Annotated in this window: 18 protein-coding genes; 9 read left to right on the top strand and 9 right to left on the bottom strand. The window is 58.6% G+C overall.

Annotated elements, in window-relative coordinates:
- Positions 1-491: 491 nt before the first annotated feature.
- Together FD37_RS10545 and FD37_RS10540 are read left to right on the top strand one after the other, a co-directional pair.
- Complete coding sequence (locus FD37_RS10545; RefSeq protein WP_056965382.1) at positions 492-2,072, top strand: APC family permease; 1,581 nt, start codon at positions 492-494, stop codon at positions 2,070-2,072.
- A gap of 260 nt (positions 2,073-2,332) precedes the next feature.
- Positions 2,333-2,536 (top strand): hypothetical protein, encoded by a 204-nt coding sequence (locus tag FD37_RS10540; RefSeq protein ID WP_056965208.1) that lies wholly within the window; start codon positions 2,333-2,335, stop codon positions 2,534-2,536.
- Between the two features lie 86 nt (positions 2,537-2,622).
- On the opposite strand, the gene FD37_RS10535 is transcribed toward FD37_RS10540, so the two are convergent.
- Positions 2,623-3,069 carry a GNAT family N-acetyltransferase gene (locus tag FD37_RS10535; protein ID WP_045806404.1) on the bottom strand — a complete coding sequence of 149 codons (447 nt, stop codon included), beginning with the start codon at positions 3,067-3,069 and terminating at the stop codon, positions 2,623-2,625.
- A gap of 140 nt (positions 3,070-3,209) precedes the next feature.
- Between FD37_RS10535 and FD37_RS10530 the strand changes: the two genes are divergently transcribed.
- Complete coding sequence (locus FD37_RS10530) at positions 3,210-4,250, top strand: lactonase family protein (protein ID WP_045806405.1); 1,041 nt, start codon at positions 3,210-3,212, stop codon at positions 4,248-4,250.
- Between the two features lie 625 nt (positions 4,251-4,875).
- Here FD37_RS10530 and FD37_RS10525 read toward each other — a convergent pair.
- The 3 genes from FD37_RS10525 to FD37_RS10515 are packed head-to-tail and all read right to left on the bottom strand — an operon-like array spanning position 4,876 to position 8,851.
- Positions 4,876-5,802 (bottom strand): sce7725 family protein, encoded by a 927-nt coding sequence (locus FD37_RS10525; protein ID WP_056965206.1) that lies wholly within the window; start codon positions 5,800-5,802, stop codon positions 4,876-4,878.
- Positions 5,799-6,491 carry a hypothetical protein gene (locus tag FD37_RS10520; RefSeq protein WP_045806407.1) on the bottom strand — a complete coding sequence of 231 codons (693 nt, stop codon included), beginning with the start codon at positions 6,489-6,491 and terminating at the stop codon, positions 5,799-5,801. Before FD37_RS10520 ends, FD37_RS10525 begins: the two co-directional genes overlap by 4 nt.
- Positions 6,488-8,851, bottom strand: a complete 2,364-nt coding sequence (locus tag FD37_RS10515) for an ATP-dependent DNA helicase (RefSeq protein ID WP_056965204.1) — start codon at positions 8,849-8,851, stop codon at positions 6,488-6,490. Before FD37_RS10515 ends, FD37_RS10520 begins: the two co-directional genes overlap by 4 nt.
- Before the next feature lie 148 nt (positions 8,852-8,999).
- On the opposite strand from FD37_RS10515, the gene FD37_RS10510 reads away from it, so the two are divergent.
- Both FD37_RS10510 and FD37_RS10505 read left to right on the top strand, forming a co-directional pair.
- A complete protein-coding gene (locus FD37_RS10510) occupies positions 9,000-9,263 on the top strand; it encodes a PTS sugar transporter (protein ID WP_045806409.1) in 264 nt (87 codons plus the stop codon).
- A 118-nt stretch (positions 9,264-9,381) separates the two neighbouring features.
- Positions 9,382-9,588 carry a hypothetical protein gene (locus tag FD37_RS10505; protein ID WP_045806410.1) on the top strand — a complete coding sequence of 69 codons (207 nt, stop codon included), beginning with the start codon at positions 9,382-9,384 and terminating at the stop codon, positions 9,586-9,588.
- Between the two features lie 268 nt (positions 9,589-9,856).
- On the opposite strand, the gene FD37_RS10500 is transcribed toward FD37_RS10505, so the two are convergent.
- Positions 9,857-10,207 carry a hypothetical protein gene (locus FD37_RS10500; RefSeq protein WP_045806411.1) on the bottom strand — a complete coding sequence of 117 codons (351 nt, stop codon included), beginning with the start codon at positions 10,205-10,207 and terminating at the stop codon, positions 9,857-9,859.
- A gap of 279 nt (positions 10,208-10,486) precedes the next feature.
- Between FD37_RS10500 and FD37_RS10495 the strand changes: the two genes are divergently transcribed.
- The 4 genes from FD37_RS10495 to pstB all read left to right on the top strand — a co-directional run bounded on the left by FD37_RS10495 (position 10,487) and on the right by pstB (position 14,099).
- On the top strand, positions 10,487-11,380 hold the full coding sequence (locus FD37_RS10495; RefSeq protein WP_045806412.1) for a phosphate ABC transporter substrate-binding protein PstS family protein: 894 nt from the start codon (positions 10,487-10,489) through the stop codon (positions 11,378-11,380).
- A 70-nt stretch (positions 11,381-11,450) separates the two neighbouring features.
- Positions 11,451-12,407 carry a phosphate ABC transporter permease subunit PstC gene (gene pstC, locus FD37_RS10490; RefSeq protein ID WP_045806413.1) on the top strand — a complete coding sequence of 319 codons (957 nt, stop codon included), beginning with the start codon at positions 11,451-11,453 and terminating at the stop codon, positions 12,405-12,407.
- Positions 12,397-13,284 (top strand): phosphate ABC transporter permease PstA, encoded by an 888-nt coding sequence (gene pstA, locus FD37_RS10485; RefSeq protein ID WP_045806414.1) that lies wholly within the window; start codon positions 12,397-12,399, stop codon positions 13,282-13,284. The genes pstC and pstA overlap by 11 nt, the downstream gene beginning before the upstream one ends.
- An 11-nt stretch (positions 13,285-13,295) precedes the next feature.
- Positions 13,296-14,099: a phosphate ABC transporter ATP-binding protein PstB gene (gene pstB / locus FD37_RS10480; RefSeq protein ID WP_045806415.1), complete on the top strand. Its 804-nt coding sequence runs from the start codon at positions 13,296-13,298 to the stop codon at positions 14,097-14,099.
- Positions 14,100-14,267: 168 nt separating this feature from the next.
- Here pstB and FD37_RS10475 read toward each other — a convergent pair whose 3' ends face one another.
- Genes FD37_RS10475 through FD37_RS10460 form a run of 4 tightly spaced genes read right to left on the bottom strand, consistent with a single transcriptional unit; the run spans position 14,268 to position 18,046 of the window.
- The gene (locus tag FD37_RS10475; RefSeq protein ID WP_056965203.1) at positions 14,268-15,338 is read right to left on the bottom strand and encodes an ABC transporter substrate-binding protein; all 1,071 of its coding nucleotides are present in this window, start codon (positions 15,336-15,338) and stop codon (positions 14,268-14,270) included.
- Positions 15,335-16,135 carry an ABC transporter permease gene (locus FD37_RS10470; RefSeq protein WP_045806417.1) on the bottom strand — a complete coding sequence of 267 codons (801 nt, stop codon included), beginning with the start codon at positions 16,133-16,135 and terminating at the stop codon, positions 15,335-15,337. Before FD37_RS10470 ends, FD37_RS10475 begins: the two co-directional genes overlap by 4 nt.
- Positions 16,132-16,947, bottom strand: coding sequence for an ABC transporter permease (locus tag FD37_RS10465; protein WP_056965201.1), 816 nt, complete (start codon positions 16,945-16,947; stop codon positions 16,132-16,134). The genes FD37_RS10470 and FD37_RS10465 overlap by 4 nt, the downstream gene beginning before the upstream one ends.
- Positions 16,934-18,046: an ABC transporter ATP-binding protein gene (locus FD37_RS10460; protein WP_056965199.1), complete on the bottom strand. Its 1,113-nt coding sequence runs from the start codon at positions 18,044-18,046 to the stop codon at positions 16,934-16,936. The genes FD37_RS10465 and FD37_RS10460 overlap by 14 nt, the downstream gene beginning before the upstream one ends.
- Positions 18,047-18,218 lie beyond the last annotated feature (172 nt).

The following is an 18,218-nucleotide window of genomic DNA, read 5'->3' as shown; positions in this document are numbered from 1 at the left end:
TCCGAAACCTCGCCAAGAACGCGAGTTTCCGGAACTCGGCCTGATTGTAAGCCGGCAAGAGACGCCGACTAACAATCATCTCACCACGGGAAAAACGCCGACGCCACTCTGCGGGATTGCGGATGGCCGTGCATAACCTACCTATGAACGGTTAAGAGCCAGGTTGCCCGGGTGATGCCAAATTAATCGGCTCAATAATCTTTAATTCGTGGAATCTAAGACCCCGTTCTTGGATTCTTTTTTATTTTCAGGGGCGCGGCGTGCTTTTTCCGTGTTAAATATGAAAAAAGACTAATGCCACGCTACGACGGTAGCCGTCAAGCCGAAATAGCGGAAGCCTCCGCTGATGTCAAGGGTCAGGATGCGTGGTTTCAGGGGCGTCTGATTCTAAGCGAACTATTGCTGCTTTTTAAGTGCATTGCCAGATTCCAAGTGTAGAATGGCCGAATACTTCGACGAAAGTGAGGAATTTTGGCTTGAAACGCAACAAGATGAGTTTATTTTCATTAGTCATGCTAACGCTCAGTGCCATCATTGGGTCGGGGTGGTTGTTTGGTGCCGGTATGGCCGCCCAAATTGCTGGACCGGCCGCTATTTTGTCCTGGATCATTGGGGCCATCGTCATTGGCGCCATCGCGTTAAACTACATTGAATTGGGGACCATGTTCCCGACCAGCGGGGGGATGAGCCAGTATGCCGCCTTCTCCCACGGCCCGTTACTGGGGTTCGTGGCCGGTTGGGCCAACTGGTTGTCCCTCTTAACGATTATCCCGATTGAAGCCGTCGCAGCCGTGCAATACATGAGCTCGTGGCCGTGGGCGTGGGCCAACTGGACCCGGGGCTTCATCTATTCGGGCAACATCACGAACCTGGGTTTGGTCGTGGTCTTTCTCTTTATCCTAGCCTTTACGCTGTTAAACTTCTGGTCGGTGAAACTCCTGACCCGGTTTACTAGCTTCATTTCGATTTTTAAGTTGGGGATTCCGACCCTGACGATTCTGGTCTTGGTCTTCAGCGGCTTTGACACCCAGAACTTCGCGGCGCGGGCGGGCTTCATGCCCGGGGGCAGCTCCTCGATTTTCGCGGCCACGACCGCGGCGGGGATCATCTTCTCCTACAACGCCTTTCAGACCACCATTAACATGGGGAACGAGATCGAGCACCCGGAGAAGAACATCCTCTGGGGCATCGTCATCGCCTTTGGTATCAGTACCGTGATCTACACGCTGCTGCAGGTGGCCTTCATCGGTTCCGTGCCGGCGGGGAACCTGGTCCACGGGTGGTCCGGGGTGAACTTCCAGTCGCCGTTTGCCGACATCGCGATTCTCTTGAATCTGAATTGGCTGTCGACGCTGCTGTACCTGGACGCCTTCGTGTCGCCCTTCGGTACCGGGGTCTCCTTCGTGGCTACGACCAGCCGGGCGCTGGCCGCGATGACCGGGACCAAGCATATGCCGACTAAGCTGGGCGAGGTCAACCGCAAGTACCAAACGCCGCGGCGAGCCATGGTGGTCAACATGCTGCTGGGGGTCATCCTGGTGGCCGGTTTTCGAAACTGGAGCGCGCTGTCCGACGTCATCTCGACGTCGACGCTGATCGCCTACCTGACCGGACCGGTCACGGTGATGAGCCTGCGGCGGCAAGCCCCGGACTTCGTGCGGCCCTTTCGCTTGCGGCACCTGAAATTCTGGGCGCCCCTCGCGTACGGGTTGGCCAGCCTGGCCATCTACTGGGCCAAGTGGCCGACGACGATTGAGGTCTTCGGGGTGATCGCCCTGGGACTGGTCTGCTATATCTACTATGAGATTCGTCGCCCGGAAGGCTGGGCGGCGCTGCGGGCCAGCCTCAAGGGTGGTCGGTGGCTCCTGGCCGAGATGGTCTGGTTGACGATCATGTCGTTGATCGGCAGTCGCGAGTTCAGCGGGCTGAACTGGCTCCCGTACCCCTGGGACTTCGCGGTGGTGCTGCTGGGCAGCTGGGCCTGCTACGCGTTGGGCGTGCACGACGCCTACCGAAGCGATTCGCTGGATGTGGCGATCGAGCTGAACCAACGGGTAACGGATAACGACTAGTTAGCGCGATTAAATAAAAAATGAACAAAAGCAGGAAGGAAATTCAGCGAATGAATTTCCTTCCTGCTTTTTTGGAAACCAACGGATTGGCTCCTCATTTTTGCGGGCAATGACGGCCAATTGGCGGTGGTTTGGTCAGTTTGCAAAGAGACAGCTACCAAACTTTAAATTTCGGCTTAAGCTTTGGCGTTAGTGGTGTTTTCCCGCTGCAAAAGCCTGTATCCTAGGGGAAATATCTCGGTGAAGGGGGGAGAACCAGGATGCACAATTGGCTGGAACTAAATGGTTGGCTGCGGATGGGCGTGGTCTACGGCGTGGGTTTGGTGCTCACGGGCATCGAAGTGGGGGTCGCCCTCTACTGCGAGCGCCGGCACCCCCTCAGTCGGGCCGTGGTTTGGGGAATGCTACTGATCACGTGCCTGGCGATCACCGTCGCGACCCTGGCCCAGCCCTTCTTACCCTGAAGCATGGTGAAGCTATTAAAAAGGCGTTCGAAACCGCGGTTTCGGACGCCTTTTCGGCGATGCTGGCCGATGGGATAGTCAGAAGTTTAACGCCGTTGCCAGTGCCACAGCTCGTTTTTCTTGGTCAGACCGGCCGCGGTCAACACGGCGGTGTCCAGGTTGTGACTGGGCTGGAGGTCGAGTTCGTTGAGTTGGAGCTCCTCTTGGGCGAAGTGGACCAGGCGGTTGACGATTTCCTGCTGCTCGTTGGCGGGCAGGGTGGGACCGGTCAGGTAGGTGCGGCCGGTCTGTTGTTGCAAGTTCAGCTGATCAAAGCCGCCCCAGCCCACCAGTTTGTGGGTGGCGCGCCGCTCGATGCCCCAGGTGAGGGCGGTGCGGCTCATGGTCTGCCGCATGGTGCCGTTGACCCATTCGGCGGTATCGGCGAGATCCCGTTGGGTCAGCGTAGCCACCTGCTTGAGGCGAAACTGGGTCAGCCAGTCGAACCGGAAGTTGGGGGTGAGGAGCGGGTGATAGCCTTCAAAACTAGACATAAGTCAAGAATTCCTTTCTAATCCGTTAATTACCCCCATTGTACCGGTTATTGTGCAGAAGGGCTAGTGACTTATCGGTATAGACGGCTCAGCTGTGCTATACTGAAAAGGGATACAGAAAACTTGAAAGGGGTAACAGTATGACCGAAGATTTTTATATTGGGACTTACACCAAGCGGATTAGCCGGGGCATCTACCGGGTAACCGTTGACACGGACGCCGCGAAGCTGACAAATTGCGAGTGGTTAGCATCGGCGGGGAGCCCAACGTATATTGCCAAATCTAAGGCGGAACGCCTGTACGTCATCAATAAGAAAGAAACGGATGGTCAGACTCAGGGTGGCTTGATCATCTACGACATGACCGACAAGAAGCCCCGGGCCATTCAACAGGTCTTGAACCCCGGTTCATCACCGGCCTACGTTTCCGTCGATGAAGACCGCCAATTGGTCTACACGGCCAACTACCACACCGCGGCCGTCACGGTCTACAAGATTGCGGACAACGGTTCCTTGACGCAGGTCGATCAGGTCGTTGACCAGGATCCCGTGGGCCCGGCACCGGAACAAGCCGACGGGCCCCACCCGCACTTCGCTGACCTGACGCCGGATGGCCGGTTGGTCGTCTGCGACCTGGGCACGGATAAGGTTTATCTGTACGACGTTTCGGCGGCTGGTAAATTGTCCCCCGTCAGTCACGTCGACCTGCCCGCCGGTTACGGTCCTCGGCACATCACGTTTGATGCGGCCAAGGGCGTCGCTTATCTGGTCGGTGAATTGAGCAGCAACGTGGCCACGTTGACCTACGATGCCCAGGCCGGGAAGTTTGCCGTTCAGCAGATCACCCACGTCATTCCGGACGATTGGACGGCCCACAACGGGTCCGCGGCCATTCGGTTGAGCGCCGATGGCAAGTTCGTTTACGTCTCGAACCGGGGGAACAATTCGATCACCGTCTTGTCTGCCGCTGATGATGGCACGTTGACCACCATCCAACGGATCAGCACGGAAGGCGACTTCCCACGGGACTTCAACTGGACGGCTGACGAAAGCCTAGTTCTGGTGGTCCACCAGAACTCCGACAACGCCAGCCTGTTCAAGCGTGATGCCAAGACGGGGAAGCTGACCCTGGCCCAAAAGGACTTCATGGTGCCTGAAGGGGTTAGCGTCTTACCCGCTTAACCATTAAAATATGTTTAGAAATTGAAAAGACGTTCCCGGCACTTGGCGGGGGACGTCCTTTTTGGGTTGGCGATTTTGTTGGTTGGCGTGATGGGTTGGGTTATTTCAAACTGTGGTAACTGGCGATTGCTTCCGCTCAGCTGGACCGTGACGACCGTGGGCACGACCCGAAGCCCTGCAGAACACGTAGGTCTAAAAGGGCGGCTTTGTGGTAAGTCAGCTGAGCTCCAGCAATTCTGACGATGGTGGGGACCATCATTTGGCTTTAAGGCTCCGATAGCAGAATGACGTCAGCTCGTTAAAATTATCGACAATAGGTAGTTGTAGACACGTTATGCTATCGCAGAATAATTTTGGCGGGCACCAGATGGATTTGACCGCGTTGGTTGTTGGTAATGGTCATGCTCCTTCTCAGCGAAACAGAGGCGACTTGATGGCCGTAGTGAAATTAGCGTTAGCTAGCGTTTGGGGCTAGCTTACGCTAAGGCCGAGCTCCGGAGACCCGCGATTTTTTGCGGGGCTTCGGAGTCGTGCCCACTACGGCCATCTTGCTCGCCGGCGTGGAGCGCATGACGTGCTCATTGTCATGGGTTAATGGAGCGCATGACGTGCTCACGGTCATGGGTTAATTAACCGGATAGCGCGCCTTCATGAACGCCGCCATGAGTTGCAGGTGGTGTGCCAGGCTGAGCCGTTTGACGACGCCTAGGCCGGGAAAATGCTGCTCGGCGTGGTAGGCGGCCAGCTGCTGGGCCGCCGGTGTCTGGGTCGCCGCCGGCTGGGCGGGCAACCAGGCCGCCAACTTGGCGACCGCCTGGAAGAACTTTTCCTTGGGGTGCTTGAAGTCTTCCCGGTCGTCGGACACGAACCGGTGGATCCGCAGCTGGTTCCCCCGAAAGTAGGTCAGGTGCAAAGTGACCGCCCGGGACGGGTAGCCGTGCTCGCTGTAGTGGCCGCCGCCGATGGTGTAGTCACTGAATCCCTGGTAGCCGTAGAAGTCGGCCAGGGCCCAGTCATCGCTGAAGAAGCCGTCCTCCAGGTTGGCGTAGGTCTGCTCGTGGTCGGGGAACCAGGCGTGGTCGTACAGACTGACGAACGGGCGGTCGAGCTGCTGGCGAATCCGGGCCTCCGGTGGGGCCAGCAGGTAGGTCGGCTGCGTGGGGGTCAGCCAGCCGGCCGCCTGGGCGGCCATCAGTTCGTCGAATTGGCGGGCAATCACCAGGCTCCGGTGCCCCGCCGGCGCCTGCAGGTCGGCGGGCGTGGTCGTGGGGCCCAACACGTGACCGGTGATCAGGAGCGGGTTGGCCTGCCAGGGCCGCCAGTCGTGGAGTTTTTGCTGGGTCAGCTGGTAGTCACTGACCGTGGGATTGGCGATGACCACCAGGGGATGGCCGTGGTCGACGAAGGCGGCGACCGTCTGTGGCAGGGCCTTGATGTCTCTGACCGGTTCGATGATGGGGATGAGGTTGGCCGGCAGGGCGTCCTGCTGGGCCAGGGCCTTGAGTGCTTGCAGGTCGAACTGCCGCCCCCGAAAGTAAGGGAAATAGATCATGACGAGGACTCCTTTAGCCGGGTGCGCAGTTGCTGGTTCTCCAGGGCCAGGGCGTCCAGCTCGCTTTGCAGGGCCGTGACCGCCGTCTCCTCGGTATCCGCCACGAATTGGTCGTAGAAGTTGTGGTCGGGATTGTAGACGTCGTAGTGCAGGTGGCGTTTCTTGAGTTCTTCGTAGAGGTGCTGGGTGCTGTACTGTTTCAGGCCGGTGGCCATCTGCTTGGCCTTGAAGACCTCCCGCCCCTGGGAGGCGATGAAGCGGGTCAGCAGGGCGGTCTCCGGGACTTGCAGGTCCTGGTGCCGGGGTGGCCGCGCGACCGTCAGGTAACCGGGCGTGGCCGGTGGTTCGCTGGCCGTTGCCAGGAGTTTGGCGTCGAACGGCCGGTAGATCAGGACGCCGATCTTCGCGGGAATCTCGGCGGCGACCGCCTGGTAGAGCTTGAGGGGCAGGACGAAGTAGTTGTAGTGGCCGACGAAAGACAGCTTGGCGGTGGAGTGAAAATCACTCTTGGTGACCTTGAGTTCGTAGCAGCGCCACTCGATGGTCTGGTCCGGCAGCTCCTGGTAACTCAGCGTGTCGACGATGCCCTGGTCGTCTGGCATGGTGACCTCCTCGACGGCGGTGGCACCGGCCTCCCGGCAATAGTAGTAGAGCGTGTGCTCCATGGCGAGGGTCAACTTGGTTTTCATAGGGATTCCTCCTGACGCCAAAAGGCTTGAATGGCCGGTCCTAATTGTTCGGGTCGGTAGAGGCGCTGGTAATGCTGCCAGTGCTGGGGGTAAAGCTGCGTGTAGCGCGAGGTGGTGAACCGCTGATCCATCAGCAGCACGATGCCCACGTCCTGGGCACCGCGAATCAGGCGTCCCGCGGCCTGAAAGACGTTGTTGAGACCGGGCAACTGGTAGGCGAAGGCGAAGCCGGGTTGGCCCTGGCTGTCGAAGTAGTCGCGAATCAGGTCGGTCTCCGGGTTGATGCCGGGCAGGCCCACGCTGACGATGCCCACGCCAATCAGCCGGTCGGCTTTCAGGTCGATGCCCTCGCTGAAGATGCCGCCGAGCAGGGCGAAGCCGACCAGCGTTTGCGTGGGGTGAGCCTGAAATTGGGCGAGGAAGGTCTGCCGGTCGGCCTCGCTCATCTGGGACTGCTGGGCCACGGTGGCGATGTGCGGGTAGGCCAGGTGAAAGGCCTCGACGACCGTTAAGAGGTAACTATAAGAAGGTAAAAAAATCAGGTAGTTGCCGGTCTTGCCGTCGACCAGGTTCTTGATGGCGACCAGGATGTTGGCCAGGTTGGCCTGGCGCTGCTTGTAGGTGGTCTGGATGTAGTTGGTGATCAGGATGGCCTGGTGGGTCGGGGGAAACGGCGAGGGCAGCTGGTAGGCCAGGCTATCACTGCCGCCGCCCAGCACGGTCTGGTAGTAGTCGAGGGGCGACAGGGTGGCCGAGAACAGGACGGCGCCGTGCCCCAGGTCCAGGCTGTCCGCCAGAAAGGCGCTGGGGTCGAGGCACAGCTGCTTGAGCGTGACGTTGCCGTCGTCGATGGTCAGGCGCATGCGGTAGGTCTCGTCGTAGTACTCGCCGATGCGCTGGTAGCTGATGGCGGTGAAGTAGTAGTCCAGCATGGCCTTGGTGAAGGGCGTTTGCGGTTGGTCGACCAGCCAATCGTGGGTGGCTTCGATCAGGCGGCTCAGGTCGTGCTCGAAGTCGGCCGGCGGCGTCAGGAAGGTGCTGTCGGTCTTCCCGGCCCGTTGGAGCGGCTCACTGATGTCGTCAAAGGTGTCGCGGAGGTCGCGCAGGCGTTGCCGCAGCTTGCGACTGACCTGGGGCAGCTCCTGACTGAGGTCGATCAGGTGGTCCAGCGGCCGGGTGCTGATGGCCGCCGAGTACATGTCGCGGGAACGGGAGACCAGGTTGTGGGCTTCGTCGATCAAAAAGAAGTTCTCGGGGTCGGGCGTGGCGAAGAAGCGCTGGAGGTGGACCTGCGGATCGAAGAGGTAGTTGTAGTCCCCGATGATCACGTCACAAAAGAGGCTCGCGTCAAGTTGAAATTCGAAGGGGTCGAGCGTGTGTTTCCGGGCGTAGGTCTCGATCACGTCACGCGTGAGCTGGTCGTTGTGCTGAAGCAGGTCGAGCAGCGCGGGCTTGAGCCGGTCGTAGTAGCCCAGCATGTAGGGATTCTCCTCGGGCGCCAGGTCGGCCTCCTCGGGGAACTGGATCTTTTCCTTGGCGGTCAGGGTGATGCTCTTGAGCTTGAGCCCCTGGCTGGCCATCAGCGTGATGGCTTCCTCGGCCACCATCCGGGTACTCTGCTTGGCGGTCAGGTAGAAGATCCGCTGGATGACGCCTTCCCCGATGGCCTTGATGGTCGGGAAGAGCGTGGAGATGGTCTTCCCGGTTCCCGTGGGCGCCTCGGCGAAGAGGTGCTGACTGCTCAGAATGGTCTTATAAACGGCCACGGCCAGCTCGCGTTGGCCCGGCCGGTAGTGGCCGAACGGGAAGGTCAGGGCCTGAATCGTCGGGTCCCGGCGTTCCCGCAGGTCGTCGCGGAAGGTCAGCCAGGTGATGTACTCGTCGATGACCTGCTGGAAGAAGCCCTGGGCCGCCTGGCGGTCGATGGTCTGGTCGCTCTGGGTGACCTGCTCCGTGCTGGTCTGAAAGTAGGTCAGCGTCAGCGTGATGGTGGTCAGGTCGGGAAATTTGCAGAATAAAAGGTGGGCGTAGAGTTTGACCTGCGCCCAGTAGAGGGTGAGCTTATTGGGACTGAGCTTCTCGAAGTCGGTGTCGGAGGTCTTAATCTCCTCGATGGTCGCCTGGGTCTCTGCCAGGGTGACCCCGTCCGCGCGACCGTGCAGGAGGAAGTCGTGGCCGTGGAGGGTCAGTGGCAGGTCCAGGTAATATTCTTTCTGGTAGTCGTCGCCGCGTTGCTTTTGCAAGCGGCGGTGAATCTTAGCGCCTAAAAGGGCGGTATTTTGGCTGTTGCTGGTGGCGCCGAGGTCACCGGCCCGTAACGTGAACTCGACCAGTTCACGAACCCCGAGTTTGATTGGCATGCGTGTTCCTCCATTTCTGGGCATATCATACCATATTTTACGGCGGGAATGAACGGATGTTCGGACAAAGGTTGGCCAACAGAAAGGGCAAAATGGGGCTTGGCAACGCTTGTGTAATCGCTTACAATACAAGTAGAGGTGATCAGATATGAAGACAATTGGATTCCCCTTGTACGCCGAGATGCCCCAAATCGATGTGGCTCCGGCGATGCAGCAGATTTGCCAGCACTACACCGGTAAAGTAACGATCAAGGTTCAAGACGCGGAGCTGGATCCCCGGCAAGCGTCCCAGGTCGCTGAATTACGGCGCTACGGCGGCCAATTTGTCGAGGTCGTGGCGGATGGGCCGGACGAGGCCCTCTTGGCGGCGGCCGTTCACCAACAACTCGCCAAGAATCAGTACAGTTATTAAGGAAATAATAGCGCGTCGGGGACAAGCAGGTCCCCGGCGCGTTTTTTGGCGGGCACCGCGCCTTGACGTTTGGGGTCGCAGCCGCTAAGCTCGATGAGAGAACGAAGGGGGAAGACACGTGAACGAACAACAAGTCGAACGGCTCTGCCAGATTGCGCCCAAGTACGGGCTGACGCTGGAACATCGGGGCTTGATCATCACTAAAATCAACGAGGCGGAAACGTCCTTCGATACGGCGGCCTACATGCCCGACCAGTTCGTGGACCTCTTGGCCAAAATCATCGCGACGCGGATGAAGGCCGACCTCTGGCAATGGCAGGCCTAAAATGGGGCGTGGTAGCTTCTGCGTGAAGTGACATTAGCACCAGCCATCTTGATACTGGTGGCGGGCCGCTGTTTCGGTTTAGTGGCCGCTATAGTAGCAGGATGTCGGTATTTTTTCATAGCAATCATGTGAATGCCAGTCGATAGAAGGGTGCGTCAAGCTCATCGCATTCTGATCAAGTCGCACCATGCGTCCCAACTAATATAAAAGCAGGAAGCAACTTCTCGGAAAATCGAGAAGCTGCTTCCTGCTTTTATCTAGTGTCCGGTTAAGCTTCTTCCCAACGGTCGAAGTCTTGCGGATGACTGCTCAGGTAGCTCATGGCTTCCTTGGCCAGTTCTTGGCTTTCGCCGGAAACGTCCTTGGCCAGGTCGGCGTCGATGTCGGCCTCGTCACGCAGGAACCCTTCGGCGAGCTCCAGGTACTTGGTCCGCCGTCCCACACCGTTGTCCTTGAACAGGTCGTCGAGACCGGTCAAGTCGGGTTGACCCGCCGCGACGATCTTTTGGGCCAGGTCGGGTTGGCGACCGAGCTTCGTTGCGGCATAGTCCATCAGAAAATCATTCATGTCCACGATGATATCGTGTCGCGCTTGTTTCTCTTTTTTTTCTTTTGCCACTCCAAATCACCTCACAAGTTAATTCTAGCCATTTTAAGCACCGGAAGCAATTATCGTTAGTGAATAAAGAAAGCCACCGGGACTTCTCGACGGGCCCCGGTATAAAAGGATTTATAACGAGGCCCGCAACATTTACCTAAAATTTACACGATTGCGACAAAGACTATATATTGGTCGACTAGAATATGATTTGTAAGTTAAGGGGAGGGACACCACAAGGTTCGCCACCTGGCTTACGTGTGGGAAGTCCACTATATTAAAAGACATGGAGTGACAGGGATGAATAAAGGAACAAAGTTAGCAATGGGGATTGCCGCGATCAGTATGCTGTTAGTTGGCTGTGGGAAGGCCACGAGTTCTACCAGTAGCAGCAAGTCTAGCAGCGCCGCATTGTCGGGGAAAGTCACGGCAGTTGGTTCTACGGCGTTACAACCACTGGCTGCCAAGGCTGGTTCACAATTTACGTCCAAGAATAGTAAGGTTAACTTGACGGTGCAAGGTGGCGGTTCCGGAACGGGATTAAGTCAAGTGCAATCCGGGGCCGTTTCCATCGGTGACTCCGATATCTTCGCCGAAGAAAAGGCCGGTATCAAGGCCGACACGTTGACGGACCACAAGGTGGCCGTTGTCGGCATGGGTCCGGTGGTCAACAAGGACGCCGGCGTCAAGAACCTGAAGATGTCACAATTGAAGCAAATCTTCACGGGTAAGATTACCAACTGGAAGATGGTCGGTGGGAAGGATCAAAAGATCGTCATCATCAACCGGGCCCAAGGAAGTGGGACGCGAGCAACCTTTGAAAATGCTGTCTTGAAGGGTGCCACGGCCGTTAAGTCGCAAGAACAAGACTCCAACGGGGCCGTGCAAAAGATCGTGGCTACCACGCCTGGTGCCGTGAGCTACTTAGCATTCTCCTACTTCACGAACAAGTTACAAGCCTTGTCGGTGGACAACGTGACGCCTACGGACAACAACGTTGAAACCAACAAGTGGAAGATTTGGTCTTACGAACACATGTACACCAAGGGCAAGCCTGACAAGGCGACGGCCGCATTCTTGAACTACATGAGTTCCAAGGACGTGCAAAACAGTTTGGTTAAGGACATGGGTTACATCAGCATCCATGACATGAAGGTTACCAAGGACGCGAAGGGCGTCGTAACCAACAACTAAGCTCATTCAGTTGCGATACCGGTGGAGGTGCTGAACACGCACCTTCACTTTTTTAAGGGGGAGTCATCTCATGGAACAAACAAATTCAGAGTTTAAACAGGATGGGGCGCCGACCAGTCAGGACTGGGCCAGACAGCTGCACCACGCGACCCGGGCCAGTCGGGAAGACTGGTTCGGCCGCGGCATCAGTTATCTGTGTATCGGGGTCATCATTCTGGTCGTGGCCTCGATGCTGTGGTTCATTACCTCGAAGGGGATGGCCACGTTCACGCAGAATCACGTGAACCTGTGGCAGTTCCTGTCCGGGACCAACTGGGCGCCGGATCAAGGTCACATTGGGGCCTTACCGATGATTGTCGGGTCCTTCGCCGTGACCTTTGCGGCGGCCCTCGTGGCCACGCCGTTTGCGGTCGGAACGGCCATCTTCATGACCGAAATCGCGCCGAACAAGGGGCGGAAATTCCTGCAACCGGTGATTGAATTGCTGGTCGGGATTCCGTCCGTGGTCTACGGGTTCATCGGGTTGGCCGTCGTGGTGCCCTTCATGCGGCACCTGGTCGGCGGCTCCGGCTTCGGAATCATCTCGGCGACCTTCGTGCTGTTCGTGATGGTCTTGCCGACGATTACCACCATGACCGTGGATAGCCTGCGGTCGGTACCGCGCTTTTACAAGGAAGCTTCACTGGCGCTCGGCGCGACCCGTTGGCAGACCGTGTCCAAGGTCATCTTGCGGGCCGCCACGCCCGGCATCTTAACGGCCATCATTTTCGGGATGGCCCGGGCCTTCGGGGAAGCCTTAGCGGTCCAAATGGTCATCGGGAACGCGGCCGTGATGCCGAAGAACCTGATTTCACCGGCCGCCACCCTGACCAGCCAATTGACCACCGGCATCGGGGACACCATCGACGGCACATTGCCCAGCAACGCGCTCTGGTCGTTGGCCCTGATTCTACTGTTGATGTCGCTGTTCTTTAACGCCTTGGTCCGGTTGATTGCGAAGAGGGGGCAACTGAGTCATGAACGCTAAACAAAAAGATGTCGTGGCAACGATTGCGATTAACGTGATTGTGGCGACGGTCGTGGGAATTCTCTTTTTCCTGCTGGCCTACATCCTGATTTCCGGGTTGCCCCACGTGAGTTGGTCGTTTCTGACGGGGACCACGGATTCCTTCAGCGGCGCTGGGGGTATTGGGGTCCAGCTGTTTAACTCGTTTTATTTGTTGATTTTAACCATGTTGATTTCGATTCCCATTTCCCTGGGTGCGGGGATCTACCTGGCCGAATACGCCAAGGATAACTGGCGGACGCACCTGATCCGGTCCGCCATCGAAGTGCTGAGTTCGCTCCCTTCCGTGGTGGTCGGGTTGTTCGGGTTCCTGCTCTTCGTGGTGCAGTTCAAGATTGGGTTCTCCGTCATTTCCGGTGCGATTGCCCTGACCTTCTTCAACCTGCCCCTGTTAACGCGGAACATCGAAGAATCCCTGAGCGCCGTGCCCCGCAACCAGCGGGAAGCCGGCCTGTCGCTGGGGATGTCCAAGTGGAAGACCGAGATTGGCATCATCTTGCCGGTCGCGCTCCCGGGAATCGTCACGGGGATCGTGTTGAGTGCCGGCCGGGTCTTCGGGGAAGCCGCCGCGCTGATCTACACGGCGGGCCAAAGTGCCCCGGTCACCAACTTTGCGGACTGGAACCCGATGGATGCAGCGAGTCCGCTGAACCCGTTGCGCCCGGCCGAAACGTTGGCCGTGCACATCTGGAAGGTCAACACGGAAGGGCTGGCGTCCAACGCGGCCCAGTTGTCGGCGGCTGCGTCGGCGGTGTTGATCATTGCGGTACTGCTGTTCAACCTGGGGGCCCGGGTACTGGGGAATTACCTGTACCGGCGGGTCACGGCAAGTAAATAGGGGGCTGGAGCATGTTAAAACAGTATTCATTTGAAAAGACCGCCGTGCAAAGCTTTGCGGACAACGTGCCGCTGGCGTTGCGGACGGAAAACCTCCAGGTGTTCTACGGCGCGAACCACGCCATGCACGACGCGAACCTGGCGTTTCCGAAAAATCAGATTACGGCGCTGATCGGGGCGTCCGGCTCCGGGAAGTCGACCTACCTGCGGTCCCTGAACCGAATGAACGATGGGATTGCGACCGTGACCGGGAAGATCTGGTATCACGACGTCGACATTAACGAACCGGACGTGAACATTTACGAGATCCGCCGGCACATCGGGATGGTCTTTCAACGGCCGAACCCGTTTGCCAAGTCGATCCGGGAGAACATCATCTACGCCTTGCGGGCTGAGGGCATCAAGGACAAGCAGGTGCTGGCCCAACGGGTGGAGGAAAGCCTGAAGGGAGCGGCCCTGTGGGATGAGGTCAAGGACACCCTGGATAAGAGTGCCCTGGCGTTGTCCGGGGGGCAACAGCAACGGCTGTGCATCGCGCGCTCGATTGCCATGCAGCCGGACGTGTTGCTGCTGGACGAACCCTGTAGCGCGCTGGACCCCATCTCGACGGTCAAGGTCGAAGAGACGCTGGCCCAGTTGCGGGAGAAGTACACGATTATCATCGTGACGCACAACATGCAGCAGGCGTCCCGAATCAGTAGTCAGTGTGCCTTCTTCCACTTAGGCCACGTGATGGAGTACACGCCAACGGCCAAGATGTTCAGTGACCCTCAGATTCCGGTCACGCAAGACTACATTTCCGGTAGCTTTGGGTAACGAATCAGTAAAAGATTGAGAAAGCCCCACCACGGTTGACGGCCCGTGGTGGGGCTTTTGCGTCTCGCCAGTTGGCAAACTAAAAACGGCCGTGAGGATTTGGTCACGGTCGTTTCGTGATGGGCCGCAGCACACCGCCGCGTGAACCATCACGCGGGGAGGGGGTCCTTAATGGTGCATCTTAAATTCGAGGTAGCGGTCGTTGTAGAGCTGGACCAGCTGGGGCGACAGGTTCCGGTAGATCTGCAGGTGGCGCAACGTCCGGTCATCCGGATAGAATTGCGGGTCGTTACGGATCTTCGCCGGCAACAGGGCCTTGGCCCGGCGGTTCGGCGTGGCGTAGCCGATGTACTCGGCGTTCTGGGCCGCGTTGGCCGGCCGGTTCATGAAGTTCAAGAACGCGTAGATGGCCTGGTAGTGTTGCGCCGACTTGGGGATGACCAGGTTGTCGATCCAGAGGTTGCTGCCTTCGTTGGGCACCACGTAGTGCAGGTGGGGATTGTTGCTCAGCATCTCGGCGGCTTCCCCGGACCAGTCCACGGCCACCGCCGCTTCGTTTTGACTCATGTACATCTTGATCTCATCGGCGACCACGGCCTTGACGTTGGGGCTCAGGGCGTCCAACTTCTTGGTGGCGGCCAGCAGGGTCCCGGGGTCCGTGGTGTTCATGGAGTGGCCCTGTTCGGCCAGCGCCATGCCCAGAATGTCGCGGGCAGAGTCGATCAGCATGATCTGGTCCCGGTACTTGGGCGACCAGAGTTGGGACCAGTGCTGCAGGCTCCCGGGTTTCACGAATTGATCGTTGTAGACGATTCCCAGGGTGCCCCAGAAGTAGGGCAGCGAGTAGCGGTTCCCGGGGTCGTAGGACTTATTCAGAAATTGCGGGTCGAGGTTGGCCAGCCCGGTCAAGCGACTTTTGTCGATGGGCTGGAGCAGGTGGGCCTCCTTGAGCTTGTTGACCATGTAGTCGCTGGGCACGGTCAGGTCGTAGTGGGTCCCGCCCTGCTTCAGCTTGGTGTACATGGCCTCGTTGCTGTCGAAGGTCTCCACGTTGACGTGGTAGCCGGTCTCTTGCTGAAAGGCCTTGAGCAGTTGCGGGTCGATGTAGTCGCCCCAGTTATAGAGGTTCAGGACCTTCGAGCCGGTATCGCCACTGGAGGTGCTCAGGGCGTGGCTGCTGTAGGCCAGCAGGCCACACACCGCGAGCAGCGACCCGATTAAGACGAGTAAACGTTTCATGATGCGGCCCCCTGACGTTTGCGCTTACGGCGCTGATTACTCTGTTGCAGCCAGTAATAGCCCCCCACGAGAAGCAGGGAGAACAGGAACATCACGCCGGACAGGGCGTTGATCTCCAGGTTGATGCCTTGCCGCGCCCGGGAGTAGATCTCCACGGACAGGGTGGAGAAGCCGTTTCCCGTGACGAAGAAGGTCACGGCAAAGTCGTCGAGCGAGTAGGTCAGCGCCATGAAGAAGCCGGCGAAGATGCCCGGCGAGATGAACGGGACGATGACCCGGCTCAGGAGCTCACGGGTCGTGGCGCCCAGGTCTTGGGCGGCCGCGAGCATCGACGGGGACATCTCCTTGAGCCGGGGCAGCACCATCAGCACCACGATGGGAATCTCGAAGGCGATGTGGCTCAGCAGGACCGAACCAAAGCCCAGGGGAATCTTCAGGGTGGTGAAGAAGATCAGGAAGCTGGCCCCGATGATGACGTCGGGGGAGACCATCAGGATGTTGTTCAGGTTCAACAGAACGTCGCGGGTGACCCGTTTGGACGTCCGGTGGATACTGAGCGCGCCCAGGGTCCCGACCAGCGTGGCAATCAGCGACGAGAGCAGGGCGACCAGCAGGGTGTTGGCCACGATGGCCAGCATTCGCGGGTCCGCCAAGAGGTCGCGGTAGTGCTGCCAGGTGAAGCCGTGGTAGTGCGTCATGGTCGTCCCCTGGCTAAAGGAATACATAATCAGGTACAGGATCGGCAGGTACAGGATGATAAAAACTAAGATGAGGTAGAGCCGAGACAATTTTTTCATCGTGGCGCCCCCCCTCGTGGTTCGTGGTCGTTGGTCAGCTGCATGACGATGATCATCGCGACGATCAGGACGACCCCAATCGTCGAGCCCATCCCCCAGTTCATGGTGGTCAGGAAGTGTTCTTCGATCGCCGTCCCCAGCGTGATGACCTTGTTGCCGCCAATCAGGCGCGTCAGCATGAACAGGGAGAGCGAGGGGATGAAGACCGCTTGGACCCCGGCCTTGACCCCGGGTAGCGTCAGCGGGAAGATGACCCGCCGAAAGGTCTGCCAGCGGTTGGCTCCCAGGTCCAGGCTCGCGTTGACGTAGGCCGGGTTCAGGTCGTCCAGGGCGTTATAGATGGGTAAAATCATGAACGGAATCTGGATGTAGGTGGCCACGAAGATGAAGCTGGCGTTGGTGAAGAGCAACTGCTGCGGACCGACGCCGATGAAGCGCAGGAAGTCGTTGGCCACGCCGGCCTGGCTGAAGATGCCGATGAAGGCGTAGGCCTTGAGCAGGATGTTGATCCAGGTGGGCAGGATGACCAGCAGTAACCAGAATTGGCGGTGCTTGAGCTGGTGCAGGACGTAGGCGGTCGGGTAGCTGATCAGGCCGGTGAACAGGGTGATCAGAAAGGCGTACCAGACCGAGTTGAGCGTCATCTTGAGGTAGACGCCGGAGCGAAAGTAATTGGCGTAGTTGTCCAGGGTCACCTGATGGTCCAGGTTAAAGAAGGATTGGTAAACGATCAGGGCGACCGGGGCGATCACGAACAGGGCCAGCCACAGCCCGTACGGTAGGAAGTAGAGCCAGGTTTTACGTTTGGTCACGGCTGGATTCCTCCGTTCCTTCGTAGGTCTCGAGGCGCGCGTCGAACTCGGCTTCCTTCTCGTGCAGCCGCATGACGTGCAGGTCTTGGGGGCGGAAGTTCACGCCCAGCGTGGCGCCGTCCTCGGCGGGGTTGACCGAATGAATCATCCAGTCGTGGCCCCGGTCATCGGTCGCGGAGATCTCGTAGTAGTCGCCGCGGAACAGCTGGGTGTCGATGGTGACGGTCAGCTTGGCGTGCGCCGGCGTGGTCAGGGTCAGGTCCTCGGGGCGCATGACGACCTCGACGGGTTCGTTGGCCGGAATCCCGGCATCGGAACACTCGAACTGCTGGCCGTTGAAGGCCACCTGGTAGTCGGCAACCATCTTGCCGGGCAGGATGTTGCTTTCCCCGATGAAGTCGGCGACGAAGTGGTTGATGGGCTCGTCGTAGATGTCGACCGGCGAGCCGCTTTGCAGGATCTCACCGTTGTTCATGACGAAGATTTCGTCGCTCATGGCCAAGGCCTCTTCCTGGTCGTGGGTCACGAATAAAAAGGTGATGCCCAGGCGCTGCTGCAGGTCCCGCAGCTCGGACTGCATGGCACGCCGCAACTTGGCGTCGAGGGCCGAGAGCGGCTCGTCGAGGAGCAGGACTTGCGGCTGCATCACGATGGCTCGGGCGATGGCGACCCGTTGTTGCTGGCCCCCGGACAGGGCGCTGATGGCCCGGTTGCCGAAGTCGGCGAGCTGCACCAGTTTCAGGGCCTCGGCGACCTTGGTGGCGATGTCGGCCTTGGGCAGCTTCTTGAGCGTCAGGCCAAACGCGACGTTTTCCGCCACGGTGAGGTGGGGGAAGAGCGCGTAGTCCTGGAAGACGGTGTTCACGTTGCGGTGGTTCGCGGGCACGTCGTTGATCCGCTGGCCGTCGAAGAGGACGTCGCCCGCGGTGACCTGGTTAAATCCCGAGATTGTTCGTAAAATAGTCGTTTTCCCGCAACCGGAGGGGCCGAGCAGGGTATAGAATTTCCCGGACTCGAGGGTGAGGTTAATGTTTTTAAGAATCGTGTGGTCGCCGTACCGTTGGGTGACGTGACGCAGTTCAATAATTGGTTGGCTCAATGGGACAACCCCCTTCAGATAAGTCAATGGCATTCGGGGTTGCGGAACCCTTACAGCTCTATTGATTATAGCGGGTTTAGGGGGAAAAGGGAACCAACAAAGGACAAGAACTGCCGGCAATCGTCCGGATTTAAAAATCGTGTTTTCGGCTGATTTTTTGACATGGCAATGG

The organism is Levilactobacillus spicheri DSM 15429, from assembly GCF_001435095.1.
In the GTDB taxonomy this organism is placed as follows: Bacteria; Bacillota; Bacilli; order Lactobacillales; family Lactobacillaceae; genus Levilactobacillus; species Levilactobacillus spicheri.
This window is presented reverse-complemented; position numbering and strand designations above follow the sequence as displayed.

Bases quoted from the DNA above. Each gene is read 5' to 3' on its own strand.
- FD37_RS10545 (WP_056965382.1), top strand. From the start codon at position 492: ATGAGTTTATTTTCATTAGTCATGCTAACGCTCAGTGCCATCATTGGG.
- FD37_RS10540 (WP_056965208.1), top strand. From the start codon at position 2,333: ATGCACAATTGGCTGGAACTAAATGGTTGGCTGCGGATGGGCGTGGTC.
- FD37_RS10535 (WP_045806404.1), bottom strand. From the start codon at position 3,069: ATGTCTAGTTTTGAAGGCTATCACCCGCTCCTCACCCCCAACTTCCGG.
- FD37_RS10530 (WP_045806405.1), top strand. From the start codon at position 3,210: ATGACCGAAGATTTTTATATTGGGACTTACACCAAGCGGATTAGCCGG.
- FD37_RS10525 (WP_056965206.1), bottom strand. From the start codon at position 5,802: ATGATCTATTTCCCTTACTTTCGGGGGCGGCAGTTCGACCTGCAAGCA.
- FD37_RS10520 (WP_045806407.1), bottom strand. From the start codon at position 6,491: ATGAAAACCAAGTTGACCCTCGCCATGGAGCACACGCTCTACTACTAT.
- FD37_RS10515 (WP_056965204.1), bottom strand. From the start codon at position 8,851: ATGCCAATCAAACTCGGGGTTCGTGAACTGGTCGAGTTCACGTTACGG.
- FD37_RS10510 (WP_045806409.1), top strand. From the start codon at position 9,000: ATGAAGACAATTGGATTCCCCTTGTACGCCGAGATGCCCCAAATCGAT.
- FD37_RS10495 (WP_045806412.1), top strand. From the start codon at position 10,487: ATGAATAAAGGAACAAAGTTAGCAATGGGGATTGCCGCGATCAGTATG.
- pstC (WP_045806413.1), top strand. From the start codon at position 11,451: ATGGAACAAACAAATTCAGAGTTTAAACAGGATGGGGCGCCGACCAGT.
- pstA (WP_045806414.1), top strand. From the start codon at position 12,397: ATGAACGCTAAACAAAAAGATGTCGTGGCAACGATTGCGATTAACGTG.
- pstB (WP_045806415.1), top strand. From the start codon at position 13,296: ATGTTAAAACAGTATTCATTTGAAAAGACCGCCGTGCAAAGCTTTGCG.
- FD37_RS10475 (WP_056965203.1), bottom strand. From the start codon at position 15,338: ATGAAACGTTTACTCGTCTTAATCGGGTCGCTGCTCGCGGTGTGTGGC.
- FD37_RS10470 (WP_045806417.1), bottom strand. From the start codon at position 16,135: ATGAAAAAATTGTCTCGGCTCTACCTCATCTTAGTTTTTATCATCCTG.